This window comes from Morganella morganii (assembly GCF_019242955.1).
Taxonomy (GTDB): Bacteria; Pseudomonadota; Gammaproteobacteria; order Enterobacterales; family Enterobacteriaceae; genus Morganella; species Morganella sibonii.
The window spans coordinates 1,561,978-1,588,107 of sequence record NZ_CP066129.1 but is presented as its reverse complement, the minus strand read 5'-3'; the positions used below and the strand labels follow the sequence as shown (position 1 = coordinate 1,588,107).

Below are 26,130 nucleotides of genomic sequence, written 5' to 3'. Positions count from 1 at the left end.
GTAAAGATTTAATTTATAAATCAATTATTCACCGGCTTTCGGCACACTCAGTTTTGCCACTGTGTTTGCTTTGATGAAACGGCTCAGGTCAACGCTCTGACCTTTGAACTGTACATCGACGGCAGCCGGAGCGCCGATTTTCAGACGGTAAGGTTCTGCGCCCGCAAATTCCAGGGTATCCCCTTTCTGTTTGGTGCCGCTGAAAATTTTTGTTCCTTTATTATCAGTCACTTCCAGCCAGCAGGTATTTTTGAACGTCAGCACCAGACCATCCTGTGTCTGCGTGGTCGTCGGCAGCGTTCCGCCTTCGCTGTCCACGGCACGGTTAACAACCGGTGGTATGCGGTCACTGCCCGGCAGCGGTACGATTTTACTGCTGTCAATTTCCTGATCCTGCGGAGTGGCCGCTGATAATTCCAGTGCAGCGGTATTGGTATTACCTGCCGGTGCTGAATCCGGTGTTCCTGCCGGGGTATTCAGTACCTGAGGTGCGGTACTGTCTGCCGGATCGGTTCCCGGAACATCTGCCGGGGCATTGACCGTGACATCATTCTGTTGTGCCAGTGAAGCTATATCGGCCTGCTGTGCCTGATACTGCTGCCACCACCATACGCCCACCAGGGCCAGTACCACTAACAGGACCAGCCAGGTAAATTTCATCAGCCAGCCTTCGCGTTTTTTACGCTGACGCCCCAGCGTCACACTTTTCATCGGCTGGACTTTGGTCATCTGTGCGGGAGCGATTTTATCAAGATAAGGCATGATCTCCGGTTCGGGGATCTGCAGCAAACGGGCATAGGCACGGATATAACCGCGGATAAACGTCGGGTTGGCTTCTTTCAGTGCATCTTCTTCGATTTCACGCACTGTTGTCAGTTTAAGACAAAGTCTGTCGGCGACTGTTTCCCGTGATAACTGAAGTTGTTCCCTACGTTGTGTTAAAAGCTGGCCAAGAGTGAGTTGGAAATTATCTTGAGATTGAGAGTTATTCATGAGTTTCAGGACACAAACAGTTCTGGTTACGAGAAAGCGCGGAGATCTGCCCTTCCGCGCACCGAAGTTCCGTATTCCGGCATACAGCATGCCACCTGTGATGATAAAAATAATCCTGAAAACAACATCACTTTTATATTGTTTTACAGACTGTTATCCGGCGGACACTCATAAGCCAAAATGTACTGTACCACACTATCACTGCCTGACGGGGAATTCACGGCTAAATTCAGGTATTTTTCCGCAATTTCAGGCTGCTGATCGCATTTCGCACTCAGCGCCGCGCCTGCCAGCGCACCGGTATGCTGCGGCTGTGCTTTCAGTACCCGGTCAAAATGATAGCGTGCGGCATCATACCGGCCGGCCTGAAGATAAGCCTCACCCAATGCAAGACGGGTACCGGTCGCCGCCGGTACTGTCTGTGTCACGGGTGCTGTCCGGCATCCTGCCAGCAGCATGACTGCAATTAATCCCGGGGAATACGTCCTTATCATACTGCCTCCTTGTCTGTAAGGCAGGTATATTAACGTAAAGTGTCACCCGGGAATGTTACTTAATATTACTGTCAGACTGTTTTGACAGAAATTGGTTCACCGGCCATGCGTTTTTTCAGTGTCCGTTTGGTCCGGTCGATGACATCACCGGCCAGCTGTCCGCAGGCGGCGTCAATATCATCACCGCGTGTCTTGCGGACAATAGTGGTAAATCCGTATTCCATCAGCACTTTGGCAAAGCGGTCAATCCGGCTGTTGGAGCTGCGTCCGTAAGGTGCGCCCGGGAACGGGTTCCACGGGATCAGGTTGATTTTACTCGGTGTATCCTTCAGACAGGCCGCCAGCTGATGTGCCTGATCAGTGCTGTCATTGATGTGATCCAGCATGACGTATTCCACGGTGACACGCCCGCCGTTCGCATTGGATTTTCCGAGATAACGGCGCACAGATGCCAGGAATGTCTCAATGTTATATTTCTTGTTGATCGGAACGATTTCGTCACGAACATCATCCGTCGGGGCGTGCAGGGAAATCGCCAGCGCCACATCGATCATATCACCGAGTTTATCCAGTGCAGGTACCACACCGGAGGTTGAGATAGTCACGCGGCGTTTGGACAGCCCGAAACCGAAGTCATCCAGCATGATTTCCATGGCCGGAACAACATGGGTCAGGTTCAGCAGCGGTTCACCCATTCCCATCATAACCACATTGGTAATCGGGCGGCGGCCGCTGGATTTCAGGGAGCCGATAATTTTCGCGGCACGCCAGACCTGGCCGATAATTTCGGAGACCCGCAGATTGCGGTTAAAACCCTGCTGTGCGGTTGAGCAGAATTTACATTCCAGCGCACAACCGACCTGGGAAGAAACGCACAGTGTGGCGCGGTCTTCTTCCGGGATATAGACGGTTTCCACTTCCTGATCACCGACACGGATAGCCCACTTGATGGTGCCGTCCGCAGAACGTTGTTCTTCCGAGACTTCCGGCGCGCGGATTTCCGCCACCGCTTTCAGTTTGGTGCGCAGTACTTTGTTGATATCGGTCATCAGATCGAAATCATCATAGCAATAGTGGTAAATCCACTTCATTACCTGGTCAGCACGAAAAGGCTTCTCGCCCATATCGGCGAAAAACTGGCGCATTTCTTTGCGGGTCAGATCGAGTAAATTAATTTTTCCGTTGATTTTTTCAGGAGCAATCGGAGCGGAGCCTGTTACACAGGCGTCTTGTGTGGTCAGTTCTGACATTGTTAACATTGCCTCGTTGTTACACTTTCGGCGGTGACACGCGGCGCGCATCACAGATACAGGAATAAGAATAGCCGCTGAAACGGACTGCGTCACGGATACGGCGGAAACATAAAAGCCCCGTATCATGACGGGGCGCGGCATTGTACAAACATTCGCGGTGATATGGCAAATTAAAACACGTAAATGTAAATCGATTTATTAAATAATAATACTTGTTTAAATCGTTTTTTTAGATATTAATGATATTAACACTCACCTTTTACAGGTAATTAAATCTGAAACAAAGGAGTTGTTATGCATAAAATTATACTTGTCCCGATCGATCTGAATGCCGGTGCGTTATCTCAAAATGTCATTACTGAAATTAACGACTATGCTAAAGATAAAAATGTGAAGTTTCATTTTGTTACCGTTATCCTCCCGTCTGAGCAGCTGTTTGACTATGGCCTGACCTTCCCTGTCATGACCGAAAATGCAAAATCAGAAGACCAGCGCATCAAAATGCTGCTGGAGAAACTCGACGCGGTGACAGAAAAATTTGCCGTACAGAAAAGTCAGATATCCACCGGTGTTCTTATCGGAAGTGCGGCAGAAGCCATTCTTGAAAATGCAGAAAGAATTAACGCCGACCTGATTGTTATCGGTTCCAAAAACCCGACCATGAAAAGCCGTTTTCTCGGCTCCACCGCATCGGCACTGATCCATTATGCCACTATCTCTGTCCTTGTTGTCCGGTAAAAAAGCAAAAGCCCGGATGACCGGGCTTTTGAGACTGAATTCACTGATAAAGCAGGATAACACAGGGTTTTTCCTGCTTTGTGTTATCAGCGCGGGCAGATTTCATCTTCAGTGAAGAAATAGGCGATTTCACGCGCGGCGGATTCTTCCGCATCAGAGCCGTGTACCGCGTTTTCAGTGAAACTGTCCGCGTAATCAGCACGCAGTGTGCCGGCCAGTGCGTTATCCGGATTGGTGGCGCCCATCAGGTCACGGTGACGCTGTACGGCATTTTCCCCTTCCAGCACCTGTACCATAATCGGCCCGGAAGTCATGAATTCCACCAGACCATCAAAGAACGGGCGGCCTTTGTGCTCAGCATAGAATCCTTCAGCCTGTTCGCGGCTCAGGTGCAGCATTTTGGCGGCAATAATACGGAAACCGGCACTTTCAAAACGGTGATAAATAGCCCCGATAGCATTTTTCTTTACGGCATTTGGCTTAATGATAGAAAATGTGCGTTGTACAGACATTTAATTGACCTCAAATGTGCGCATGTGCGCTGTTGTCATTGTTATTTGCGGCTGACGGCAGACCGGTCCACACCTTGTGGTAAGGTGATGATTATACGGGCTCACCGCTGTTTCGCCTACAGTTACGCAACATTTTTGCAAAGTATTCCTGATAACAGATCACAGATTTTCCGTCTGTATCACACTTTTTCCGCTGAACTTCCTGTCGTTTCTGTTATTTCAGGGTAAAACTGACTGAACTGACCTGGCCGCTGAGATCCAGTACCGTCAGCTGATAACGCCCGGGGGTATCCAGTGTCAGCAACAGCGGATCACCGGATTCGGTGCTGCCGGCCTGATCACCGTTAAGAAACCACCACTGTGTGCCTTCGCCGCCCTGAGTCACCACCCGCAAATCAAGGGTTTTCGCCAGCGGCAGACGCCGCAGCACATCCCCTTCACGGATACCGGAAATCAGCAGAGGGGCAGCTTCCACCCGCAGCGGCGGGCAGGTTTTGCTCACCGGCGGCAGGCGATGACTGCGGCGCTCCCCCGGCGGCAGCCAGCTCTCCAGCGCAATCGGCCACAGTGCCACGGTTTTCTCCTGTGCATCCGGACAATCCGGAGACACCCGTTCCCCCTGCCCGTTCACCCAGATCACCGCATTGGTGCCGGACAGACTCTCCTGTCCTGCTGACGGCAGTGTCGGCGGTACGGTATTATCCAGCACCAGCGCTATCCGCTGCTGGCGGCAGTTCGGGTCCTGCTTGTCAGCAGCCAGTCCTGACGGCCAGCAAATCATTTTACTGCTGACACTGACGGGTTTCGGATCCGGTAATTTTTTGCCGCCGCGTGTGCGCAGATAGCTGTCAACCTGATACAGGATCGGAATCGCGGTCGCAAACCCGGCCTGTCCGGCCACCGGTGTCCCGTCCGGACGCCCGACCCACACCCCGATGGTGTAGCGGTTATTCACGCCCAGCGCCCAGGCGTCGCGGTAGCCGTAACTGGTGCCGGTTTTCCATGCCAGCGGCACGTCCTGAGCCAGACGGTCATCTGCCAGCGGCCGTGTTTCCCCTGCCATAACCCGCCGGGTGATCCACGCCGCCCCCGAGGAGATAAGCTGACGTTCAGCCAGCGGATCGTCCGGCCGGAAACGTACCGGTGCCACTTTACCCTGCCGGGCAAATGCACTGTACGCGGCAATCAGCTGATCCATCCGCGCCCCGGTACCGCCCAGAATCAGCGACAGGTTCGGATCACTGCCAATCGGGAAACGCAGTTCCAGGCCGACGTTACGCAGTTTGGCACTGAAACGTTTCGGACCGTAGACATCCAGCAACTGAACCACCGGCAGGTTCAGAGAGCGGCGCAGTGCCTCGCTGACACTCACCGGCCCGCTGAATCCGGTATCAAAGTTACCCGGACGGTAATCATTAAAACGGCGCGGTACATCCTGTAACAGGGATTCGCTGTGGATCAGCCCTTCATCCATCGCCAGGGCATATAAAAACGGCTTCAGGGTTGAGCCGGGCGAACGCCAGGCGCTGTTCACATCCACATGACCGAAACGGGTGTCATCAGAGAAATCAATGGAGCCGACATAGCCCTTCACACTCATGTCGCGGTTATCCACCACCATAATGCCGAGGGAGGTTTTTTCCGGCAGCTGATATTTGCGGTTGCGGGCCATCTCCTCCAGCTGACGCTGAATGGCAGGGTTGATGGTGGTGCGGATCACCGGGTCTTTCACGCCCGACGCCACGCGCCGTGCCAGCAGCGGTGCGGAGTGCGGTACCTGGCGGGGTGCCAGCCAGATGCTCTCCTGTTTTAAGTCATTCACTTTTGCCTGCGGCCACACCTGAAACTCCGCCAGCCGGTCGAGTACTTTATTCCGTGCCGCTTCCGCCCGCTGCGGATAGCGATCCGGGCGCAGACGGCTCGGTGCCTGCGGCAGAACCGCCAGCAGCGCCGCTTCCCCGGCGGTCAGTTCTGACGGCGGTTTACCGAGATACATCCAGCTCGCCGCCCCGATCCCCTCAACCGTCCCGCCGTACGGCGCGCGGTTGAGATACATCTCCAGAATTTCATCTTTGGAATAGTGCCATTCCAGCTGAATAGTCCGGAAAACCTGCTTCAGTTTGCCGGTCAGAGTACGATCATGGGGGTCAATCAGGCGGGCGACCTGCATGGAGAGTGTACTGCCGCCGGAGACAATGCGTCCGGAGGTCAGATCCTGTAATGCCGCGCGGCCGATAGCCACCGGGTTAATCCCCGGGTGCTGATAGAAATAGCGGTCTTCGTATGTCAGAAGCGCTTCAATAAATTCCGGTGATACATCCTTCAGCGTGACCGGGTAGCGCCACACACCGTTGCTGTCGGCAAAACGCCACAGCGGTGATCCGTCCTCAGCCGTGACCGTTCGCGCCATCACCACCTCATCCAGCGGTAACGGCCAGATTTTATCGGCCAGCCAGAGCAGCGGCGGCGTCAGAACAATTGTTATCAGACCGGTGAGCGCAAGACGTTTAAACCACACTTTCATGTATCAAACCGCATTATCAGAATTTCTGAGATAAAAATGCCCTTATAGTTCGTTATAAGGGCATGTTCGTTATAAGGATATGTTTGTTATTAAGGCATAAGACCTGTGTTTGCTGCCGCAGCCCGGACAGGCTGCGGACAACAATCGTGCTGTTAACGAACCACTTCCAGTGTTGCCGGTGTCACACCGGTGGCGCGCCAGGACGGAATATACATCGATTCCACCTGCGGAGCCGGAACACTGTATTTACCCGGTGTGACCGCACGGGCCAGATAGACCAGCGTCACCGGACGGTACTCTTCCACCGCCACCTGGGAAACAAAGCGGTCATCACGGTACTCGGTATGGCGGATATTGGCCTGCTGCATATCCTGGATTGCTTCCGCCAGATTCGGCGCGCTGTCAGCCAGGCTGGCACTTGCCGCCGCCAGATTCTGGTTTTCCAGCTCCAGACCGGCCGGTAACAGATCCACCACCAGCGCATCCGGCACGTTGCGGTCAGCCTGAATATCCAGGCGGACAGCCACGAGATCGCCGCTGCTCAGACGGTCAATACTGATCGGATTACCGTTCAGATCCATATACGTCCGTTTGATCTTCAGCACTTCAGAAGACGGAGCCGGTGCCTGCAGCGGATAACCGGTGATATTGACACGACCGAACAGCTCCGTATCACCCCGGTTTGCCACACTGATACCGTTATTCAGCTGTGCGGCAGTGAGGGTTTCACGCAGCGCACTGTCACGGCTGACTGCCGGGGCCTGCCCGTTGATCAGTGCCGACCACGGTTTTTCACTCTGATTAATGTACTGACGACCTGCCAGGTACAGCGCGTTGCTCTCCTGAGTGGAGAAGTAACGGTTATTCTGTATCTCCGCAGAAAGCGCCTGCAACTTGCCGTAACGCTGATCCGCATTCGAATCCGCCTCACTGAGCAGTGCAATAATCATCGCATCATCACGGATGGTACTGCCGTAATCGCCGGTATAGACGCTGTCACGGTTTTTCATCACACCCAGACGGATGGCTTCATTACCGCGATCCGCATCGCCCATTTTCTTCAGGGCAATACCGAGCTGCACCAGCGCCAGACCACTTGCGGCATCGTCACGGCGCTGATACACCTGACGCAGTGCACCGAGCGGTGCTTTCTGCTGCTGTGCCAGCACATAACCGGCATACGCCTGTACTGCAAAGCGCATCTGGTCACTGTTGCCGTAATAGCTGCTGCTGATCACCGAGCGATCCTGCAGATAGCGCAGCAGGCGGTTATTGGCGTTGCTCAGGGCATCTGCCGGAACCTCAAAGCCGCGCTGTCCGGCACGGAACAGGAAATCGGTCGCGTAAGCCGTCAGCCACGGCTCTTCCGCACCACTGTTGTCCCACAGGGAGAAACTGCCGTCGCTGCGCTGCATACCGAGCAGATGCGGGATACCGGTCATCACCGCCTGGCGGCGTCCGGCGTCAGTCTGGGTTTTGATGCCCAGTTTTTTCAGTTCTGCTTCAGATGAGTACAGGGACGGATACAGCCCGCTCACGGTCTGTTCCAGACAGCCGTACGGATAGGCATAGAGCTCACGGATGTAACGCGAGATATCCAGCGGCGGACGACTGGTCAGCATCATTTCACCGGACACCGTATTGCCGTCCAGATAACCAAGCTGGTCAGCCGGTAATGCCCATTCCGCGCTATTGCCGAGTGACATGGAGTAAGACACCGTTTCTGCCGGATACGCCGGACGGACACCGATTTTCCAGCTGTTTTTATAGGTGTTGCTGCTTTCATCAGGCAGTTTCAGCCCTTTGACGGTCATAAACACCTCGCCCTGACCAAAGCCGTTTGCGGCTTCAACCGGAACATTCACGGATGTGCGCTGGCCTTTCGCCAGCGTGATTTCTTTCTCTGCCGCACCTTTGAGATGCACCATGCCGTCCGCGCTGAAATTAACGGTCAGGTTCTGTGTTTCATCAGTCAGGTTGGTCAGATCGAGTGTCAGCTGCGAGCGGTCACCGCCGGCCATAAAGCGCGGCAGCGCCATCTGGCTGATTACCGGCGCGGCAACAATCACTTTATTTTGTGCGTGGCCGAAATCCTCATCTGTCCACGCCTGCGCCATCAGACGCAGTTCGCCGTTGAAATCCGGAATCGCCAGGGTAACGGTACCTTCGCCCTGCGCATTCAGTTCCACCGGTGCCGCCTGCTGCGCGATAATCTGTACTTCGGTCAGCGGTTTCAGGCCGCCGCGATCAAGGTCATCGCCGCCGTCACCACCAAACCGCAGCGTACCAAGACGACCGCCGCCCTCAATCAGCTGACCATAGACATCATACTGATCAACACTGTAGCGTTTGCGGCCGAAGAAGGCATCGTACGGATCAGGTGTTTTATAGTCGGTAATATTGAGCACACCGGTGTCCACGGCAGAAATCAGTACATTGACTTTTTCCGGTGCCGGTTTGCCGTCCTGCGCTTTTGCTTTGATTTTGACAGTCAGATCCTGATTCGGACGGATACGGGCCGGGGTATCCAGCGCCACATCAATCTTACGGGCCGGATCGGCCATCGGAATATGCAGAATACCGACCGCGCGTTTGACAGTCGCCTGGCGGGAACTGTCCCCCGGACGGACAACCACGGCAGTCGCGTACAGATCATGGCGCGTCCACTCTTTGTTCAGCGGTACTTCCACATCGGTGCCGCCTTCCGGTACATCCACTTCCTGCCACCACAGCGGGCCGTCACTGGATTCCAGCAGCACATAGCCTTTACCGGCCTGCGGCGCGGTGACATTCAGTTTCACTTTATCACCGGCGTGATAATTTGGTTTATCCAGTTTCAGTTTCACCTGATCCGGGCGAACCGCACCGGTGCCGCCGGTGTTATCCTGCCAGGAATATCCCGCCCAGAAACGCACACTGCTGGTCAGCCCGGTGGACGGGTCCACCACCTCCAGGCGGTATGCCCCCCACGAAACCGGAACGGTCACTTTTGCCGTGCCGTCTTTGGCGATGGTGATTTTGTCATCGGACATCACCAGGTCTTTCTGGTCATAACCGGATGACCAGCCTTCGGAATCAGACCAGCGCCAGTAATAGTCGCGGCGCTCATAAATCAGACGCGCATTCAGATCATCGGCCTGTAACTTATTCCCCTGACGGTCGGTATAGACAATTTCAAATTCAGCCAGTGAATCTTCATCCATACTGTACTGAGATACATATTTGTCTGTACGGTAGTCATACACCTCTTTTTTGGCGAAGATCGGACGAATACCGGCCATTTTCGCTGCAGGCCATACCGCGACATCTGCACGGCGCGTCACCGGACGACCGCCGGTTTCCATCAGGCTTGCCTGGAGGATCAGTTTGAACGGCGATTTAACCTCTTTCCAGTAATCATTACTGATGGTAAATGCCAGCTCTCCGCTGTCATTCATGGTTTCATCGAATTCGTCCAAGGTACGGGTCAGGTTTTCTTCCTGAATATTACCGAATTCAAAACCCGGCAGTCTGGCGGAGATTTCGCGATCCGGACGCATAAATAGCTGCCCGGTCAGCTGGTTACCGGCTGCCGGTGCACCGTAAAGATAATGGCCTTCAATCTCAAAATCGGCGGACTGCTGTGTGGTGATCGGCTGCTTGTCGGTTTTGATTTCCATCGCCATGCGTTCCGGCATGAAATCTTCCACATTGACGCTGTAGAAGCGCGGCGTGTTGTCCCCGAGGTCAAAACGCAGTGTCAGTTTACCGGTTTCGATATTTTCCGGGATAGCGTACTGATACTGGTAAAGGCCGTTTTCCGGCTGCCAGACGAAGGTGGAGGCCACCTGGCCGTCATTTTTCAGTACATCCACTTTGACCGGCTGATCTTTGACCGGACGTCCATCGCCGTCACGCAGCAGACCGTTGATAACCAGGGTTTCCCCCGGACGGTACAGATCACGCGGACCAAAGACGAAGAACTGTTTTGCATAGCCCTGCGGACCGGCGATATCAAATTCCGCCAGGTCGAGTGCCGGGTTTTTCAGGTCGATCATACTGGTCTGGCCGTTCTGAATAGCCAGCAACAGCGCGGCATCCGCCCCGCGATCCAGTTTTGCATGACCACTGCTGTCGGTTTCGGCTTTACTCAGAAGCTGACCTTTGCTGTCGAGCAGACGGATTTCCACCCCTTTCAGGGCGCTGCCTTTCGCCAGCGACTGTGTGAACACATCCAGCTCATTCAGATAGCTGTGCATGGAAACGCCGATATCACTCAGGGTAAAGAGTGTGGCAGGCATGGTGTAGCTGTAGCGCCCGGCCTGCTGCATAACCGCCAGGTACACGCCCTCTTCCTGTAACTGCTTGATATCTTTGAGCGGGATCTGCATATTTTCGCGGGTGTTTTTCTGCGGATTCAGATCAAAACGCCCGGTATAGACCAGATCGGTGTTATTCAGCAGGTCATCAGAATTCCAGTACTGGAGATTGTTACCGTACTGCCAGCTTGCGAGGAAAGAGGCCAGGGAATCCGGTTTGATGCGGTAAAAGTTAACATCAATACTGTCCACGTTCAGTGCAAATACCGGCAGTCCCTGCAGGACATCCGACGGGAACAGTGAACCACGGCTGGCAAAGCCGACACTCGGAACCACATCAGCTGTGGTCAGTTTTAAATCATAACCGTTAACCAGTGTGCGTTCGTTAATACCGCGCACGCCGCGGTCGATACTCAGCTGTAATTCCCGCGACGGCGGCAGATGACGCATGCGCAGTTCCGTCAGGTTATCCGACAGCTCCCACGCGCCTTCCAGTTTTCCGTTTTTCACATCCACCAGACGGGCAAACTGACTGAAATCCTGGTTCGGGTCCAGCGGAACAGAGAACGTCACCACCATCGCATTCGCACCGTCGAGCTGAATCTCAGAGGCATCGATGATCGTCACATCTTTCCCGGCATAACGTTTGGCCAGCTCTGCCAGTGATGCGGCGTCATGTGTTTTTTTCGGAGACTGAGGGGAAGCAGATGAGGAAGACGAATTTTGTTTATTATTGGCCGGCGCGCTGTCATTACTGCCCGCCGCCGTGGTGTTACTGCCGGTATCATCACAACCCGTGAGTGCGAGCGCTGAAGCAAGCAGCACTGCAATGCAGCGCTTTTTGCCGGGACCCTGTCCTGCAATCGGAGAACGCATAATCAATCCTTTCTGGTGAGCCCGGAAAACGGGCACTTGTTCGGTATTATTTCACGAAGTGTAAACAAAGCCTAAACAAGCGTATAGTGCATTATTCTGAATATATGCACCATACATATTCACCATCCGGATAAATTATTGTTACGCCTCTGTTACCGGAATCGCATTACGCAGCCAGCCACCGAGACGGCGCTGATAGAATGCCTGTATATGTTGCGTCAGAAAGTGTGTCAGTCCGTCATTTTCATCCGGATTTAACAGACAAAAATCAATGTGTTCCCCGTCAGCGAGATGCTCCATGGCAGCCTCTGCCGCCTGCCGGATCACCGTATCCGCCTCTTCTTCTTCGCTGAGTTCCAGCACAATCAGTAATGCCGCCTCATCCGGGGCCGTCGTATTTTTTTCGGCTGCCATTACCCAAAATGCACGGCGTACCGGTTTATGCTGTTTAAACACACCGGTCAGTGCATCAAGCACTGCGTCCGGTTTATTTTCCGGCACGCTGAGCAGCAGTGCTGTACCCTGCTCAATCATGACTTCCTGTACCGGGAGTATATCCGCCATCACAGATCTCCTTATTTCAGCTTCTGTATTTCAGTGTCTGTTTTTTTAAACGTTACAGAAAAACGGCCACACGTATGTGTGACCGTTTTACAGCAGAATCAGTATTGCACTGTCCGGTTATTGTCCGGCTTTTTTCAGCAGCAGTGCCGCCACGGTGCGCACACCATACCCGGTAGCACCCGCTGACCATAATTCAGACGGCGCTTTGCGGTAAGTCGCTGAGCAGTCAATGTGCAGCCAGCTTTTGCGGTAATCTTCCACAAAGTGGGACAGGAATGCCGCTGCGGTGCTTGCCCCGGCGGTATTCGGTGCACCGGTGTTGCTCAGATCAGCGAAAGAGGACGGCATCTGACGGCGGTGGAATTCCGCCAGCGGCAGGCGCCAGAACATCTCTTTTTCCTGATCAGCGGCTGACATCAGTTCATTGTACAGTGCGTCATCAAAACTCATCACAGAGTGATAGTCGTTACCGACGGCAGTTTTTGCCGCACCGGTCAGTGTCGCCGCATCAATAATAAACCCGGCGTTATCTTTGTCCGCTTCAATCAGACCATCCGCCAGCACCAGACGCCCTTCCGCATCGGTATTCATGATTTCAACGGATTTGCCGTTGCTGTAACGGATGATATCACCCAGTTTGAACGCATTGCCGCTTACCAGGTTATCCGCGATGCACAGATACAGTTTGACGCGTTTTTTCAGACCACGGCAGACTGCCATCGCCAGTGCGCCGGTCAGTGTGGCCGCGCCGCCCATATCCGATTTCATGGAATCCATAGAGGAAGACGGTTTCAGGCTGTAGCCGCCTGAGTCAAAGGTGATCCCTTTACCGACCAGGCTGGCGAAGACAGGTGTGTTTTCCTGCTTGCCCGGGTTGAAATCCAGTGCCAGCAGTACCGGCGGGCGTACCGAGCCGCGCCCGACAGTGTGGATACCCATGTAACCCTGGTCACGCAGGTCATCACCTTTGATGATACGGTAGCCGACAGAATCACAGGAAACACCGCACAGCAGATCAATCGCACGCTGCGCCAGCTGTTCCGGGCTCTGCTCTTCCGCAGGAGTGTTGATAACATCACGTACCCAGTCAATGATGCGGATACGGTGTTCCAGTTCGGTTTTATCCGCTTCCGGCAATTCCGGCCATTCAATAGAGCGTGCGCCTTTCGGACCGCGGAAGCCCTGCCAGAATGCCCAGCTGGTTTCCAGATCCCAGTTGCTGCCGCTCAGGACCACATTGCGGATACCCTGACCGTCAATTTTGCGGCCTGCGCTCTGCACGGCGCACAGCATCCCTTTGCGGCTTAAATGAACGGTCATTCCTTTGTCAGTCGCGCTGACCAGGGCTTTTTCTCCCCACGCCGGAGAAGCAGGTTCATACGATAAGGTTACAGGCATGATGAGTTGCGTCATTTCGTTCTCTCTTTTGACTTTTAGACTGCCGTAACAGTCAGATTTTATTTGAGGAATGCACGGCGTGCCGGTCTGCACAGGAGGCGGTAACAGCATACGCGCATCAGAGACCGCACGCTAACACAATTGTGCGGCCTGATGCGCGTAACAAAAGACATCATTCGAATTCGTCGAGCCAGACTAACAAAATTGCTTCTAATACTTTTTCGTTAGATTTTTCCGGTGCATCGTCGAAATCATCCAGTTCGCAAATCCACTGGTGCATATCGGTGAAACGCACCGTTTTCGGGTCCGTGTCCGGGTACAGATCATACAGCGCTTCACCGATTTCACGGCTGTCCTGCCATTTCAGTCCCATTTTCAGGCTCCTTTATCAGTGCTCACGTGCATGGTTGATGGTGTATTTCGGGATTTCCACCACCAGATCTTCATCCGCGACTTTCGCCTGGCAGCTCAGACGGCTTTCCGGTTCCAGTCCCCAGGCTTTGTCCAGCATGTCATCTTCCAGCTCACTGCTCTCTTCGAGGGAGTCAAACCCTTCGCGGACGATACAGTGGCAGGTGGTGCAGGCACATGATTTCTCACAGGCATGTTCAATTTCGATACCGTTACGCAGGGCAACATCCAGAATTGACTCACCTTCATTTGCGTCGTATACCGCACCTTCAGGGCATAATGACTCATGCGGTAAAAAAACAATCTTAGGCATAATCTTCCCGTTATATCTCATCCACAGAGTGACCCGCGAGTGCCTTGCGGACAGAATTGTCCATCCGGCGTGCCGCGAATACCTGTGTTTGCTTGTCCAGTTGTTTAATTGCGTTTTCAATCGCGACAGGAGAGTCGCCTTCAACGCTCTCAATAAGCACGCCGACTGCCGCATCAATAGCGGCATTTTCGTCGTCGCTCAGTAAATTGCCATCCTCTGAAAGTGCCTGAGTCAGGCTCTCCAGCAGGCGGGCGGCTTCCACTTTTTGTTCCGCCAGACGGCGGGTGGATAAATCATTTTCTGCGTTTTCGAGTGAATCTTTGATCATCCCGGCGATATCGGTATCGCTCAGGCCGTAAGACGGTTTGATCTGGACAGAGGCCTGCACACCGGTGGATTTTTCCAGTGCACTGACACTCAGCAGTCCGTCCGCATCCACCTGAAAAGTGACACGGATATGGGCATTACCGGCGGCCATCGGCGGGATACCGCGCAGTGTGAAACGCGCCAGCGAACGACAATCACTGACCATTTCCCGCTCACCCTGTAACACATGAATGCTCATTGCGGTCTGACCATCTTTAAAGGTGGTGAATTCCTGAGCACGTGCCGCCGGGATGGTGGTATTGCGCGGAATAACTTTTTCCACCAGGCCGCCCATGGTTTCCAGCCCCAGCGAGAGCGGGATAACATCCAGCAGCAGCATGTCGCTGTCCGGTTTGTTACCGGCCAGAATATCCGCCTGAATGGCCGCACCGACAGCAACCACTTTGTCCGGGTCAATCGAGGTCAGCGGCTCTTTGCTGAAGAATTCGCCGACCAGTTCACGCACCAGCGGCACACGGGTTGAACCACCGACCATCACCACTTCGCGGACTTCATCCTGATCCGTTCCGGCATCTTTCAGCGCACGGCGGCAGGTCATCAGGGTTTTTCTGACCAGCGGACGGATGAGTTCCTCAAACATGTCACGGGTCAGTACGCCCTGCCAGCCATCCAGTGTAATCGTGGTTTGTGCGGCACCGGACAGTGCAATTTTCGCTTCCGCCGCCGCGTTTAATACTTCGCGGTGCTGCGAATGCCCCTGCGGCTGAATGCCGCGCTGCGCATAAACCCAGTCGGCGATCAGGTTATCGAAATCATCGCCGCCGAGCGCGGTATCACCACCGGTCGCCAGAACTTCAAACACACCACGGCTCAGACGCAGCACTGAGATATCAAAGGTGCCGCCGCCGAGATCATAAACCGCAATCACGCCTTCCTGACCGGAATCCAGCCCGTAGGCGATCGCCGCAGCGGTCGGTTCATTCAGAAGACGTAACACGTGTAATCCGGCAAGACGGGCAGCATCTTTGGTGCCCTGACGCTGGGCGTCATCGAAATACGCGGGAACGGTGATCACCACGCCATCCAGTTCACCGCCGAGAGTTTCCTGTGCGCGCTGTGCCAGCACCGATAAGATATCCGCTGAGACACGGACAGGATCAGTCAGTCCGGCTGCGGTACGGATGATCGGCAAACCGTTTTCACCCGCCTGTAACTGATACGGTAAATCAGGGTAGCGCTGCGTGATATCCGTCAGTGAGCGTCCCATCATACGTTTGACTGAGATAATGGTATTCTGAGGATCTGCCGCTGCATTTGCACGGGCATCCCAGCCGACCAGGCGGCTGTCCGCGCTGTACTGCACCACGGATGGCAGTAAATAACGCCCTTCGTGATCGGGCAGCACGTCGGTTTCCCCGCTGCGCACCGTTGCGACCAGTGAATGGGTGGTGCCTAAATCAATACCCGCGGCAAGGCGGCGCTGATGCGGGGCGGGAGCCTGTCCCGGCTCGCTGATTTGTAACAGTGCCATATTTTTCCCCTAGAAACTGTCGAGCAGACGTTCTTCAAGATTTTCAATTTGTTGCGTCAGTTTACTCAAAAATCGTAATTTACGCACGCTGTCCGCCGCAGCGGCCCACTCTTCGCCATCAAGCTGACGAACCATCTCTGCCATCCGGGTTTTTGTCATTTTAGTGATATTGGCAGCAAAACCGGCCAGTGCATCACTGTCCTGTTTCTGTTCGATGATATCGAGGGCTTCGCGCAGCTCCAGCTGCTCCATCAGAAATGCGGTGTCATGCATTGTGTGCTGTTCATTATTGATATCAATATCATGTAACAGCAGCATATATTCCGCACGTTTGAGGGGATGTTTCAGGGACTGGTATGCATCATTGATGGTTGCGGCCATCGTCAGTGCCTGCGCCTGCTCTTTTGCATCACCGGCGGCAAATCTGTCCGGGTGATACTGACGCTGCAAATCCTGATAACGACCGGCAAGTGCCTGTGTGTCAAGATCATAACGCACAGGCAGGCTGAACAGGGAAAAATAGTTCATAGTTTACTCTTCGCGGATAAGTGGATCGGTTAAACGTGAAAACTCTCGCCGCAGCCGCATTCGCTGCCGACGTTCGGGTTATTAAATTTAAACCCTTCGTTTAACCCTTCCTTCACGAAATCCACTTCAGTTCCGTCAAGATAAACAATACTTTTTCCGTCGATGATCACTTTTACGCCGTGATCTTCAAACACAACGTCATCATCATTAATGACATCGGCAAATTCAAGTACGTAAGCCATACCAGAGCAACCGGAGGTTCTCACGCCTAACCGCAGACCTACTCCTTTACCGCGGTTTGCCAGAAAACTGGTGACCCGGTTTGCCGCACTTTCTGTAAGAGAAACGGACATTACACACCTCGCTCTATAAACCAGTATGGCGGATGACCGATGAGATCAGTATCCGCCATTATTTTATTGTTTTACCTGCTGCACACCGGCAGCGGCGGGCTATTAGTTGCCCCGGCGTTTACTTTTGTAATCCGCAATTGCTGCTTTGATTGCATCTTCAGCCAGAATCGAGCAGTGAATTTTCACCGGCGGTAATTCCAGTTCTTCCGCAATCGCTGTATTTTTGATGGCTTCTGCTTCATCCAGGGTTTTCCCTTTCATCCACTCAGTCACCAGTGAGCTTGATGCAATCGCCGAGCCGCAACCGTAAGTTTTGAAACGCGCGTCTTCAATCACGCCGTTATTGTCAACTTTGATCTGTAACTTCATTACGTCGCCACAGGCCGGTGCACCCACCATGCCGCTGCCGACAGTCGGGTCTTCGTTGTCGAATGAACCGACGTTGCGCGGGTTTTCGTAGTGATCGATTACTTTATCGCTATAAGCCATTGTTTATACTCCTGAAACCGTCTGATTAATGGTGTGACCATTCAATGCTGTTAATATCAACACCTTGCTTGTGCATCTCCCACAGAGGGGAAAGATCACGCAGGCGGCCAATTGCGCTATGGATAAGTTTAATCGCATAGTCAATCTCTTCCTCAGTCGTGAAACGACCCAGAGAGAAGCGGATTGAGCTGTGCGCCAGTTCGTCAGTCATTCCCAGGGCGCGCAGAACATAAGACGGCTCCAGGCTGGCGGACGTACAGGCAGAACCGGATGATACCGCAAGATCTTTCAGCGCCATCATCAGGGATTCACCTTCAACATAGTTGAAACTGACGTTAAGAATGTTCGGTGCCGAGTGCTCCGGGCAACCATTCAGATAGGTTTCTTCGATATCTTTGATGCCGTTCCACAGACGCAGACGCAGTGCGGACAAACGCTCAGATTCCGCTGCCATCTCTTCTTTGGCGATACGGTAAGCTTCACCCATACCGACGATCTGATGCACTGCCAGTGTACCGGAACGCATACCGCGCTCGTGACCACCACCGTGCATCTGTGCTTCGATACGGATACGCGGTTTGCGGCGGACATACAGCGCGCCGATACCCATCGGACCGTAAATTTTATGGCCGGAGAAGGACATCAGATCCACTTTCAGCTTGCTTAAATCAACCGGTACTTTGCCAACGCTCTGGGTAGCATCCACATGGAAAATAATCCCTTTGCTGCGGCACAGCTCACCAATTGCTTCGATATCCTGAATCACACCAATTTCATTATTGACGTGCATGATGGAGACTAAAATGGTGTCCTCACGCATTGCCGCTTCCAGCTCAGCCAGGTCGATCAGACCATTACGCTGCGGCGCAAGATAGGTCACTTCAAACCCTTCGCGCTCTAACTGACGGCAGGTATCCAGCACCGCTTTATGTTCGGTTTTGCTGGTAATGATGTGTTTGCCTTTTTTACCGTAGAAATTGGCCGCACCTTTAATCGCCAGGTTGTCAGACTCAGTGGCACCGGAGGTGAAAACAATTTCACGCGGGTCCGCACCGACCAGGTCTGCTATCTGGTTACGGGCAATATCGACGGCCTCTTCGGCCTGCCAGCCAAAGCGGTGGGAACGGGACGCCGGGTTACCGAAGACGCCGTCCATTGTGAGGTATTGCATCATCTTTTCAGCAACACGCGGATCAACCGGGGTGGTTGCTGAATAATCTAAATAAATCGGTAATTTCATCGCTCAATTGCTCCATGAACTACGGTTGCGTTATTAACGCAGGTTTCTGCTTATGCTTGCAGATTGATAATTGTTTCGTTAATTGCCAGACTATGTGTACGACGTTTATCATCCTGCCGATCAGCAACATCAATCACTTCTTTATGATTTACTAACTCTTCAAGACTGATACTGCTTAAGAAATCAGTAATACGGTCACTCAGGTCACGCCACAGCGCGTGTGTCAGACAGCGGTCACCGCCCTGACAACCTTCCTGAGTTCCCTGACAGCGTGTCGCATCAACGGATTCATCGACGGCCGAGATGACCTGAGCAATGAAAATCTCACCGGCACCGCGTGCCAGCAGATACCCGCCACCCGGCCCGCGGACACTGGAAACCAGCTCGTTTTTACGCAGACGGGAGAAGAGTTGCTCAAGATAAGAGAGGGAGATACCCTGACGTTCAGAAATGTCAGCCAGTGGTACGGGCCCCTCATGGGAGTGCAGCGCTACGTCGAGCATAGCGGTTACCGCATAGCGCCCTTTTGATGTCAGTCTCATAACCGGATCCCCGTGATAAATGGTGAAGAAATTGTGTCATTCCTGAGTAATTTAGTCAACTATTTAACCCAGTAATTTACTCAACTATTTTTTCGCCCATTTTTCAACAGAAGTCAGGATACCGCGCAGAATATTCAGCTCCTGAACTTCCGGATGCGCGCGGGTAAACAAGCGGCGCAGACGGTTCATAATCTGGCCCGGATGTGCCTTACGGATAAAACCGGATTCATTGAGAACCGATTCCAGATGCGAATAAAACCGCTCCATATCATCTGCCGGCGGATAGTGTACCTCATCTGTGTCATCATTATTTGCCGGTTCGCTCTCATTCTGAGAGGCAAGAAATGCCATCCGGATCTCATAACTGACCAGTTGCACTGCCATCGCCAGATTCAGCGAGCCGTATTCCGGATTGGTCGGAATATAAAGATGATAATTACATTTCTGTAATTCATCGTTGGTCAGCCCGACACGTTCACGGCCGAAAATAATAGCGACCGGCGCAGTCTGTGCGGTTTTAACACTTTTTTCCCCGCATTCACGCGGTTCAACCATCGGCCACGGCAGCGTGCGCGAACGCGCACTTGTACCGATCACCAGTTCACATCCGGCAATCGCCTCATCCAGCGTGCTGACAATCTTTGCATTGCCGATAACATCACTGGCACCGGCGGACAGCGCGATGGCGTGAGAGTCCGGTTGTACCTGAGGATTGACCAGATAAAGGTTGGATAACCCCATCGTTTTCATAGCCCGCGCTGCGGAGCCCATATTGCCTGTATGTGAGGTTTCCACCAGGACGATTCGGATATTTTCGGACATAACACACTTTATTTGAGAAATTATCGCAATATCTTAACACAAGAATAGTCAGATTGACGATCACCTGTTATACTCTGCCGCGATTATTTTCGTTCTTTAACATCCCGGTGGACAACCCCATGCATCCGATGCTTACCATCGCCATACGTGCTGCACGTAAGGCCGGCAACCTGATTGCCAAACACTATGAAATGCCTGACACTGTTGAGACAACTCAGAAAGGTGCCAATGACTTTGTGACGAACATCGATCGCGAAGCTGAGCAGATGATTATCGAAATCATCCGCAAATCTTATCCGGCACATACCATTGTTTCTGAAGAGTGCGGCCTGTCAGCCGGCGAAGAAAGCGACATGAAATGGGTTATTGATCCCCTGGATGGCACCACCAACTTCGTTAAACGTCTCCCGCATTTCGCTGTTTCTATCGCATTTTGTATCAAAGGCCGCACTGAAGTGGCGGTTGTCTACGATCCGATGCGTAACGAATTATTCTCTGCGGTCCGTGGTCAGGGCGCACAGTTAAACGGTTACCGTCTGCGCGGTGCCACTGCCCGTGATCTCGACGGCGCAGTACTGGCAACCGGCTTCCCGTTCAAAGCAAAACAGCATGCTGATACTTATATCAAAATGCTCGGTAAACTGTTCACCCGCTGTGCAGATTTCCGCCGTACCGGCTCTGCCGCACTGGACCTGGCTTATCTCGCTGCCGGCCGTGTGGACGGTTTCTTTGAGATCGGTCTGAAGCCATGGGATTTCCTGGGCGGTGAACTGCTGGTCCGTGAAGCGGGCGGTATCGTTACTGACTTCACCGGTGACCACCGTTATATCGACAGCGGCAATATCGTTGCCGGCAGCCCGCGTGTGGTACGTGCACTGCTGGCAGAAATGCGTGATGAACTGACTGAGTCACTGAAACGCTGATTTTGCTCCGCCAGATGTGAAAAAGGGTTATGACGAGAGTCATAACCCTTTTTTGTTATGCATTTTCCGGGGTCTGAGGGCGGATTTTAGGCCGCAGGAACAGCGCAGGAACCACCGTCAATGCCATCAGATAAAATATCCCGCCGTGGATATCTTCATACAGATACCCCGCCACCAGTGTCATCACCGCAATTGCCCCGCCCATGGCCAGCGCGGAATACGCCGCCTGCAACGGAATGATTTCGGTGGATTTGCGGGCGCCGATAAAGCGCATTGCCGCCAGGTGACACACAGTATAGGTACCGCTGTGCAGGATCTGCGCCACAATCAGCACCGGCAATGCGGCCGACATGCCCAGCAGCGACCAGCGCAGAATACCGCAGATACCGGAAAGCAGCAGCAGGTTTGCCGCGCTCCAGCGCCGGAACAGCTTATTACTGAACGTAAAGACGATCACTTCCGCCACCACGCCCAGCGACCAGAGATAGCCAATCGCAGCATCCGAATACCCGACCTTCTGCCAGTAAATCACACTGAAGCCGTAATAGGCGGCATGCGCCCCCTGCAATAAACTGACGCACAGCAGAAAGCGGACAACCGCACTATCTTTCAGCAGAACACTGAACTTCACCTGTGGCCCGCGCTGCTTCATTTCCCCGGACGGCATAATGCGCGGACGCAGCAGCGACGTCAGCAGCAGAGTTCCGGTACTGACCACCAGCGCCGCCAGAATCACCTCATGCTTCCAGATATCCATCAGCATGCCGGTGACAGAAGTGGCAATGATAAAGGCCACTGAACCCCAGACACGGATCGAGCCGTAATCCATCGGAAACTGTTTTTGCCAGGTCGCGGCGAGGGAATCCCCCAGCGGGATCATCGGTGAGAAAAAGAGGTTGAACCCGGCCATCACAAAAAAGAGCCAGAGCCAGTGCGAGCCGAAATAAAACGCCAGCGCAAACAGAAAAGCGCAGAGTGCCATCAGGCGCAACGCAAAAATCAGCCGTGACGGATCTTTAAACAACGGCGTAATAAACAGACTGCCGATAAAACGCGCCACCAGCCCCACACTGAGCAACATACCGACCGTTGCCACATCATGCCCTTCACCTTTCAGCCATGCGCCCCAGTAGGGAAGAAAAATCCCGTAGGAAAAAAAAATACGTAAAATAATCAAGCGCCAGCCAAAGCGATGACGGAACAAACATCTGCCTCTCCTTTTCAGAAATACAAAAAACCCGCTTGCGGCGAACGAAGCGGGTTTTGGTTACATCAGATTGGTAACGCGATTATGCGTAAACCGGGTATTTCGCGCAGATAGCCAGAACTTTTTGTTTCACAGCTTCAATGGTCGCTTCATCATTGAGGTTATCTAACACGTCACACATCCAGCCGGCCAGTTCACGGGCTTCTGCTTCTTTGAAGCCGCGGCGGGTAATTGCCGGGGAACCGACACGGATACCGGAGGTCACAAACGGGCTCTTCGGATCGTTCGGCACACTGTTTTTGTTCACAGTGATGTTAGCACGGCCCAGTGCAGCATCGGCATCTTTACCGGTGATGTCTTTATCGACCAGATCCACCAGGAACAGATGGTTCTCAGTACCACCGGACACCACTTTATAACCACGGTTCAGGAAGACTTCAACCATTGCTTTGGCATTTTTCACAACCTGGACCTGATTTGCTTTAAATTCAGGCTCCATTGCTTCTTTTAACGCCACTGCTTTACCGGCGATAACGTGCATCAGCGGACCGCCCTGGTTGCCCGGGAACACGGCTGAGTTCAGTTTTTTGTACAGATCTTCATCACCGCCTTTCGCCAGGATCATCCCGCCGCGCGGACCCGCCAGGGTTTTGTGCGTAGTGGTGGTGACAACATGCGCATGCGGAACCGGGTTAGGATAAACACCCGCAGCAACCAGACCGGCAACGTGTGCCATATCAACAAACAGGTAAGCACCGATGCTGTCCGCGATTTCGCGCATTTTCGCCCAGTCAACCACACCGGAATAAGCAGAGAAGCCGCCGATGATCATTTTCGGCTGATGTTTTTTCGCCTGTTCGGCGACATCGTCATAATCGATTTTACCGGCAGAATCGATACCATAAGGGACGATATTGTACAGTTTACCGGAAAAGTTTACCGGAGAGCCGTGAGTCAGGTGACCGCCTTCCGCTAAATTCATCCCTAATACTGTATCGCCCGGTGAAAGCAGTGCGGAGTACACTGCAACGTTAGCCTGGGAGCCGGAATGCGGCTGAACGTTGGCATAATCTGCACCGAACAGTTCTTTTGCACGGTCAATCGCCAGTTGTTCCACGATATCCACATATTCGCAGCCGCCGTAATAGCGTTTGCCCGGATACCCTTCCGCATATTTGTTGGTGAGCTGGGAGCCCTGAGCTTCCATAACGCGCGGGCTGGTGTAGTTCTCAGAGGCAATTAATTCAATATGCTCTTCCTGACGACGATCTTCGTCTTTCATCGCCTGCCAGAGTTGTGGGTCGTAATCTGCAATATTCATTTCACGCTTTAACATTAGCTTCTCCTGACTCGCCTGATGCCGATAAAAAAACACCCCTTTCCGGGGACGAATGCCCTACAGTGTAAACCCTTTTTCTGAATTGAGATAGCCCCTGAAACAAAAAATACGCAAACGATTGCATAGTGGTAAAATCAGGTAATTACCGCACTTATTATTTCATAAGAATATCCTGTTCATCGGACGCAATACCGGATTTGTGATCCCCTCCTGCCCCCGCTCACTGATCAATTTCGCTATTTTCAGCGGATTTTCAGAAACAGCAGAAAAATTTGCGCTTTACAAATTCTGCCCTGTATTATAAGTTGCATTAAAAATACATGTTATAAATTTCACACTGATGTGATGCTTTTTCAGGAGCCCTGCTATGCTCGATGCACAAACTATCGCCACCGTAAAATCCACTGCCCCGCTGATTGCCGCCACCGGCCCGAAACTGACCGCGCATTTTTATGACCGCATGTTTCGTCAGCATCCGGAATTAAAAGATATCTTCACCATGAGTCACCAGCAGAATGGTGCACAGCGTGAAGCCTTGTTTAATGCGGTCTGCGCCTATGCCATGAATATTGATAACCTCGGCGCACTGGGCGCGGCAGTCGAAAAAATTGCCAACAAACACGCCAGTCTGATGATCAGACCGGAACATTACCCGATTGTCGGGGAAAACCTGCTTGCCACCATTGAAGAGTTACTCAATCCGGGTGAAGAAGTGCTGACCGCCTGGGGTAAAGCTTACGGCGTACTGGCAGATATCTTTATTCAGCGCGAAGCCGGGTTATATCAGGAAAAAGCGGCGTCACAGGGCGGATGGGAAGGTCTGCGTGAATTCCGTGTGATCCGCAAACAGCCGCAGAGTGAGCTGATCACCAGTTTTGAACTGGCGCCGGTTGATGGTAAGCCCGTCGCGGATTACCGGCCGGGTCAGTATATCAGTGTCTATATCAATGATGACGCGCTGGATAATCAGGAAATCCGCCAGTACTCCCTGACGCAGGCACCGGACGGTAAAACCTACCGGATTGCGGTTAAACGTGAGGACAAAGGTACGATTTCCGGCTGGCTGCACGCTAATGTACAGGAAGGCGATGTGGTAAAACTGACGCCGCCGCTGGGTGATTTTTTCCTCGACGCTGAAAAAGAGACACCGGTCGTTCTGATTTCAGCCGGTGTCGGCCTGACACCAATGATGGCGATGTTACAGACACTGGCTGCACAGCAACATCCGGCGGATGTGACCTGGCTGCATGCGGCAGAGCACGGTGGTGTGCATGCCTTTGCGGATGAAGTAAACCGCACCGGTGCTCAGTTACCGGCGTTCAGTCAGACTGTCTGGTACAGAGAACCGCGTGCTGATGAAGCTCACCCTCACCTGACCGGGCTGATGGATTTAACCGCTCAGCAGGATGTCCTGCTCAGTAAAATACGCCACTATTACCTGTGCGGCCCGGTGGCCTTTATGCAGCATATTGCGCGTCAGCTGACTGCAATGGGCGTCAATGCAGACCAGATCCATTATGAATGTTTCGGTCCGCACAAAATTTTATAATCGCGACAGAATAACAATAACAACACACTGTCCGGGTATCGGACAAAACAGTTGTAACCCGCAGATATCCGTGTATTGGACTGAATAGTTGTAATACGCGGATATCCGGTAAAAATGCGGATGAATAATGGTCCGGAGCTTATATCATTTACACTGGCGCCCGGCCGCAAGAAAATGGTGTGATGCTGAATTTTCTGTATTAATTTTTATACCCGTCAGACAACCCTCTTTTCAGAAGATGTAATCAAATAAAAAACAGACCACATAAGTATCCGGTAAATTAATTCAGCTTATAATATCGAAATCAAAATACATTATTGATCTCATATATGGCAATTAAACGTCCCAAAATCTTTGTTTGAACTGTAGTAATGATGAACATGGCTTGTTGTTTTTACATTATGCTTTTTAGCAACAGATATCGAATGAGCATAAAATGTGGTAATACACATATTGATAGATTTTGCAGCCAGGCCCATATTTTCGTAATGTTTAAATGACTGTATGACTTCACGCTCAGTCGGAGTAAAAATATCCATGTGAGCTATTTTAAGTAATTTTTCCAGAAGGACATTAACTTTCATTGAGTTTTTAATAATTTTGGTGTTAGTCCAGGCGGATAATGCGCTTTCTATACGTATGCCTGCTATATTACTTAACATGCAGGATACGATATTATCAGCAAAGATTAGCGTTGCCCTCTGGTCATGGCTGAACATGCTAATATCCCGGATAACCTCCTCAATTTTATTATAGCTTTCCAGATCTATAAGAACGACGGGGGTTGCACAACTGTGTTGCCCTGTTTTCGATGTCACCCCTTCAGCAAGGAATATGTTTTTTGACAATAAAACAACATCAACACTCTGAGCGTGAGTCATTTTAATTCTCCGGATAGTTTTACAA

The 26,130-nt window shown here is 52.5% G+C and carries 22 protein-coding genes and 2 pseudogenes; 4 read left to right on the top strand and 20 right to left on the bottom strand.

Annotated elements, in window-relative coordinates; translation table 11 throughout:
- Window positions 1–24 precede the first annotated feature (24 nt).
- The 3 genes from rodZ to rlmN form a co-directional block, all read right to left on the bottom strand.
- Window positions 25–993: a cytoskeleton protein RodZ gene (gene rodZ, locus JC793_RS07160; protein ID WP_247717341.1), complete on the bottom strand. Its 969-nt coding sequence runs from the start codon at window positions 991–993 to the stop codon at window positions 25–27.
- A gap of 143 nt (window positions 994–1,136) precedes the next feature.
- Window positions 1,137–1,487, bottom strand: coding sequence for a tetratricopeptide repeat protein (locus JC793_RS07155; RefSeq protein ID WP_054424515.1), 351 nt, complete (start codon window positions 1,485–1,487; stop codon window positions 1,137–1,139).
- Between the two features lie 71 nt (window positions 1,488–1,558).
- Complete coding sequence (rlmN, locus tag JC793_RS07150) at window positions 1,559–2,737, bottom strand: dual-specificity RNA methyltransferase RlmN (protein ID WP_046892498.1); 1,179 nt, start codon at window positions 2,735–2,737, stop codon at window positions 1,559–1,561.
- A gap of 297 nt (window positions 2,738–3,034) precedes the next feature.
- Here rlmN and JC793_RS07145 point away from each other — a divergent pair, with 297 nt between their 5' ends.
- Complete coding sequence (locus JC793_RS07145) at window positions 3,035–3,478, top strand: universal stress protein (RefSeq protein WP_054424513.1); 444 nt, start codon at window positions 3,035–3,037, stop codon at window positions 3,476–3,478.
- A gap of 86 nt (window positions 3,479–3,564) precedes the next feature.
- On the opposite strand, the gene ndk is transcribed toward JC793_RS07145, so the two are convergent.
- The 14 genes from ndk to trmJ form a co-directional block, all read right to left on the bottom strand.
- Window positions 3,565–3,990: a nucleoside-diphosphate kinase gene (gene ndk, locus JC793_RS07140; protein ID WP_046892500.1), complete on the bottom strand. Its 426-nt coding sequence runs from the start codon at window positions 3,988–3,990 to the stop codon at window positions 3,565–3,567.
- 214 nt (window positions 3,991–4,204) lie between these two features.
- Window positions 4,205–6,514 (bottom strand): peptidoglycan glycosyltransferase PbpC, encoded by a 2,310-nt coding sequence (gene pbpC / locus JC793_RS07135; RefSeq protein ID WP_218427953.1) that lies wholly within the window; start codon window positions 6,512–6,514, stop codon window positions 4,205–4,207.
- A gap of 152 nt (window positions 6,515–6,666) precedes the next feature.
- Window positions 6,667–11,688 carry an alpha-2-macroglobulin family protein gene (locus tag JC793_RS07130; RefSeq protein WP_218427951.1) on the bottom strand — a complete coding sequence of 1,674 codons (5,022 nt, stop codon included), beginning with the start codon at window positions 11,686–11,688 and terminating at the stop codon, window positions 6,667–6,669.
- Between the two features lie 141 nt (window positions 11,689–11,829).
- Window positions 11,830–12,252 (bottom strand): enhanced serine sensitivity protein SseB C-terminal domain-containing protein, encoded by a 423-nt coding sequence (locus JC793_RS07125; protein WP_214095414.1) that lies wholly within the window; start codon window positions 12,250–12,252, stop codon window positions 11,830–11,832.
- A 117-nt stretch (window positions 12,253–12,369) separates the two neighbouring features.
- Window positions 12,370–13,665 carry an aminopeptidase PepB gene (pepB, locus tag JC793_RS07120; RefSeq protein ID WP_218427949.1) on the bottom strand — a complete coding sequence of 432 codons (1,296 nt, stop codon included), beginning with the start codon at window positions 13,663–13,665 and terminating at the stop codon, window positions 12,370–12,372.
- A 157-nt stretch (window positions 13,666–13,822) separates the two neighbouring features.
- Window positions 13,823–14,023 carry a Fe-S cluster assembly protein IscX gene (iscX, locus tag JC793_RS07115; protein WP_046892505.1) on the bottom strand — a complete coding sequence of 67 codons (201 nt, stop codon included), beginning with the start codon at window positions 14,021–14,023 and terminating at the stop codon, window positions 13,823–13,825.
- Window positions 14,024–14,038: 15 nt separating this feature from the next.
- Window positions 14,039–14,374, bottom strand: a complete 336-nt coding sequence (gene fdx, locus JC793_RS07110) for an ISC system 2Fe-2S type ferredoxin (protein ID WP_046892506.1) — start codon at window positions 14,372–14,374, stop codon at window positions 14,039–14,041.
- 10 nt (window positions 14,375–14,384) lie between these two features.
- Complete coding sequence (gene hscA / locus JC793_RS07105; RefSeq protein ID WP_218427947.1) at window positions 14,385–16,232, bottom strand: Fe-S protein assembly chaperone HscA; 1,848 nt, start codon at window positions 16,230–16,232, stop codon at window positions 14,385–14,387.
- A 9-nt stretch (window positions 16,233–16,241) separates the two neighbouring features.
- Window positions 16,242–16,760 (bottom strand): co-chaperone HscB, encoded by a 519-nt coding sequence (hscB, locus tag JC793_RS07100; RefSeq protein WP_166707447.1) that lies wholly within the window; start codon window positions 16,758–16,760, stop codon window positions 16,242–16,244.
- 29 nt (window positions 16,761–16,789) lie between these two features.
- On the bottom strand, window positions 16,790–17,113 hold the full coding sequence (iscA, locus tag JC793_RS07095) for an iron-sulfur cluster assembly protein IscA (protein WP_046892509.1): 324 nt from the start codon (window positions 17,111–17,113) through the stop codon (window positions 16,790–16,792).
- A gap of 102 nt (window positions 17,114–17,215) precedes the next feature.
- On the bottom strand, window positions 17,216–17,602 hold the full coding sequence (gene iscU, locus JC793_RS07090; protein ID WP_046892510.1) for a Fe-S cluster assembly scaffold IscU: 387 nt from the start codon (window positions 17,600–17,602) through the stop codon (window positions 17,216–17,218).
- 25 nt (window positions 17,603–17,627) lie between these two features.
- Window positions 17,628–18,842 carry an IscS subfamily cysteine desulfurase gene (locus tag JC793_RS07085; protein WP_046892511.1) on the bottom strand — a complete coding sequence of 405 codons (1,215 nt, stop codon included), beginning with the start codon at window positions 18,840–18,842 and terminating at the stop codon, window positions 17,628–17,630.
- A 50-nt stretch (window positions 18,843–18,892) separates the two neighbouring features.
- Complete coding sequence (gene iscR, locus JC793_RS07080) at window positions 18,893–19,384, bottom strand: Fe-S cluster assembly transcriptional regulator IscR (protein WP_046892512.1); 492 nt, start codon at window positions 19,382–19,384, stop codon at window positions 18,893–18,895.
- Window positions 19,385–19,468: 84 nt separating this feature from the next.
- Complete coding sequence (gene trmJ, locus JC793_RS07075) at window positions 19,469–20,206, bottom strand: tRNA (cytosine(32)/uridine(32)-2'-O)-methyltransferase TrmJ (protein WP_166707446.1); 738 nt, start codon at window positions 20,204–20,206, stop codon at window positions 19,469–19,471.
- A 119-nt stretch (window positions 20,207–20,325) separates the two neighbouring features.
- Here trmJ and suhB point away from each other — a divergent pair, with 119 nt between their 5' ends.
- Complete coding sequence (gene suhB / locus JC793_RS07070) at window positions 20,326–21,129, top strand: inositol-1-monophosphatase (RefSeq protein ID WP_052927311.1); 804 nt, start codon at window positions 20,326–20,328, stop codon at window positions 21,127–21,129.
- Between the two features lie 55 nt (window positions 21,130–21,184).
- Here the strand turns inward: suhB and JC793_RS07065 are convergent.
- Both JC793_RS07065 and glyA read right to left on the bottom strand, forming a co-directional pair.
- Window positions 21,185–22,337, bottom strand: a pseudogene (locus JC793_RS07065) (3-phenylpropionate MFS transporter).
- A gap of 81 nt (window positions 22,338–22,418) precedes the next feature.
- On the bottom strand, window positions 22,419–23,672 hold the full coding sequence (gene glyA / locus JC793_RS07060; protein WP_004236943.1) for a serine hydroxymethyltransferase: 1,254 nt from the start codon (window positions 23,670–23,672) through the stop codon (window positions 22,419–22,421).
- A gap of 370 nt (window positions 23,673–24,042) precedes the next feature.
- Here glyA and hmpA point away from each other — a divergent pair, with 370 nt between their 5' ends.
- Window positions 24,043–25,224, top strand: coding sequence for an NO-inducible flavohemoprotein (gene hmpA / locus JC793_RS07055; protein WP_218427945.1), 1,182 nt, complete (start codon window positions 24,043–24,045; stop codon window positions 25,222–25,224).
- Between the two features lie 84 nt (window positions 25,225–25,308).
- A pseudogene (locus JC793_RS19810) lies at window positions 25,309–25,421 on the top strand (IS3 family transposase); the annotation flags it as partial.
- 126 nt (window positions 25,422–25,547) lie between these two features.
- Here the strand turns inward: JC793_RS19810 and JC793_RS07050 are convergent.
- Window positions 25,548–26,105 carry a hypothetical protein gene (locus JC793_RS07050; RefSeq protein ID WP_218427944.1) on the bottom strand — a complete coding sequence of 186 codons (558 nt, stop codon included), beginning with the start codon at window positions 26,103–26,105 and terminating at the stop codon, window positions 25,548–25,550.
- Window positions 26,106–26,130: the final 25 nt, after the last annotated feature.

What these genes read in the sequence shown, in the direction of transcription:
- iscU (WP_046892510.1), bottom strand. Translation starts at nt 17,602, where the DNA reads ATGGCTTATAGCGATAAAGTAATCGATCACTACGAAAACCCGCGCAAC.
- hmpA (WP_218427945.1), top strand. Translation starts at nt 24,043, where the DNA reads ATGCTCGATGCACAAACTATCGCCACCGTAAAATCCACTGCCCCGCTG.
- rlmN (WP_046892498.1), bottom strand. Translation starts at nt 2,737, where the DNA reads ATGTCAGAACTGACCACACAAGACGCCTGTGTAACAGGCTCCGCTCCG.
- suhB (WP_052927311.1), top strand. Translation starts at nt 20,326, where the DNA reads ATGCATCCGATGCTTACCATCGCCATACGTGCTGCACGTAAGGCCGGC.
- glyA (WP_004236943.1), bottom strand. Translation starts at nt 23,672, where the DNA reads ATGTTAAAGCGTGAAATGAATATTGCAGATTACGACCCACAACTCTGG.
- JC793_RS07130 (WP_218427951.1), bottom strand. Translation starts at nt 11,688, where the DNA reads ATGCGTTCTCCGATTGCAGGACAGGGTCCCGGCAAAAAGCGCTGCATT.
- pepB (WP_218427949.1), bottom strand. Translation starts at nt 13,665, where the DNA reads ATGACGCAACTCATCATGCCTGTAACCTTATCGTATGAACCTGCTTCT.
- iscR (WP_046892512.1), bottom strand. Translation starts at nt 19,384, where the DNA reads ATGAGACTGACATCAAAAGGGCGCTATGCGGTAACCGCTATGCTCGAC.
- trmJ (WP_166707446.1), bottom strand. Translation starts at nt 20,206, where the DNA reads ATGTCCGAAAATATCCGAATCGTCCTGGTGGAAACCTCACATACAGGC.
- rodZ (WP_247717341.1), bottom strand. Translation starts at nt 993, where the DNA reads ATGAATAACTCTCAATCTCAAGATAATTTCCAACTCACTCTTGGCCAG.
- iscX (WP_046892505.1), bottom strand. Translation starts at nt 14,023, where the DNA reads ATGGGACTGAAATGGCAGGACAGCCGTGAAATCGGTGAAGCGCTGTAT.
- pbpC (WP_218427953.1), bottom strand. Translation starts at nt 6,514, where the DNA reads ATGAAAGTGTGGTTTAAACGTCTTGCGCTCACCGGTCTGATAACAATT.
- hscA (WP_218427947.1), bottom strand. Translation starts at nt 16,232, where the DNA reads ATGGCACTGTTACAAATCAGCGAGCCGGGACAGGCTCCCGCCCCGCAT.
- JC793_RS07125 (WP_214095414.1), bottom strand. Translation starts at nt 12,252, where the DNA reads ATGGCGGATATACTCCCGGTACAGGAAGTCATGATTGAGCAGGGTACA.
- JC793_RS07050 (WP_218427944.1), bottom strand. Translation starts at nt 26,105, where the DNA reads ATGACTCACGCTCAGAGTGTTGATGTTGTTTTATTGTCAAAAAACATA.
- ndk (WP_046892500.1), bottom strand. Translation starts at nt 3,990, where the DNA reads ATGTCTGTACAACGCACATTTTCTATCATTAAGCCAAATGCCGTAAAG.
- hscB (WP_166707447.1), bottom strand. Translation starts at nt 16,760, where the DNA reads ATGAACTATTTTTCCCTGTTCAGCCTGCCTGTGCGTTATGATCTTGAC.
- fdx (WP_046892506.1), bottom strand. Translation starts at nt 14,374, where the DNA reads ATGCCTAAGATTGTTTTTTTACCGCATGAGTCATTATGCCCTGAAGGT.
- JC793_RS07145 (WP_054424513.1), top strand. Translation starts at nt 3,035, where the DNA reads ATGCATAAAATTATACTTGTCCCGATCGATCTGAATGCCGGTGCGTTA.
- JC793_RS07085 (WP_046892511.1), bottom strand. Translation starts at nt 18,842, where the DNA reads ATGAAATTACCGATTTATTTAGATTATTCAGCAACCACCCCGGTTGAT.
- iscA (WP_046892509.1), bottom strand. Translation starts at nt 17,113, where the DNA reads ATGTCCGTTTCTCTTACAGAAAGTGCGGCAAACCGGGTCACCAGTTTT.
- JC793_RS07155 (WP_054424515.1), bottom strand. Translation starts at nt 1,487, where the DNA reads ATGATAAGGACGTATTCCCCGGGATTAATTGCAGTCATGCTGCTGGCA.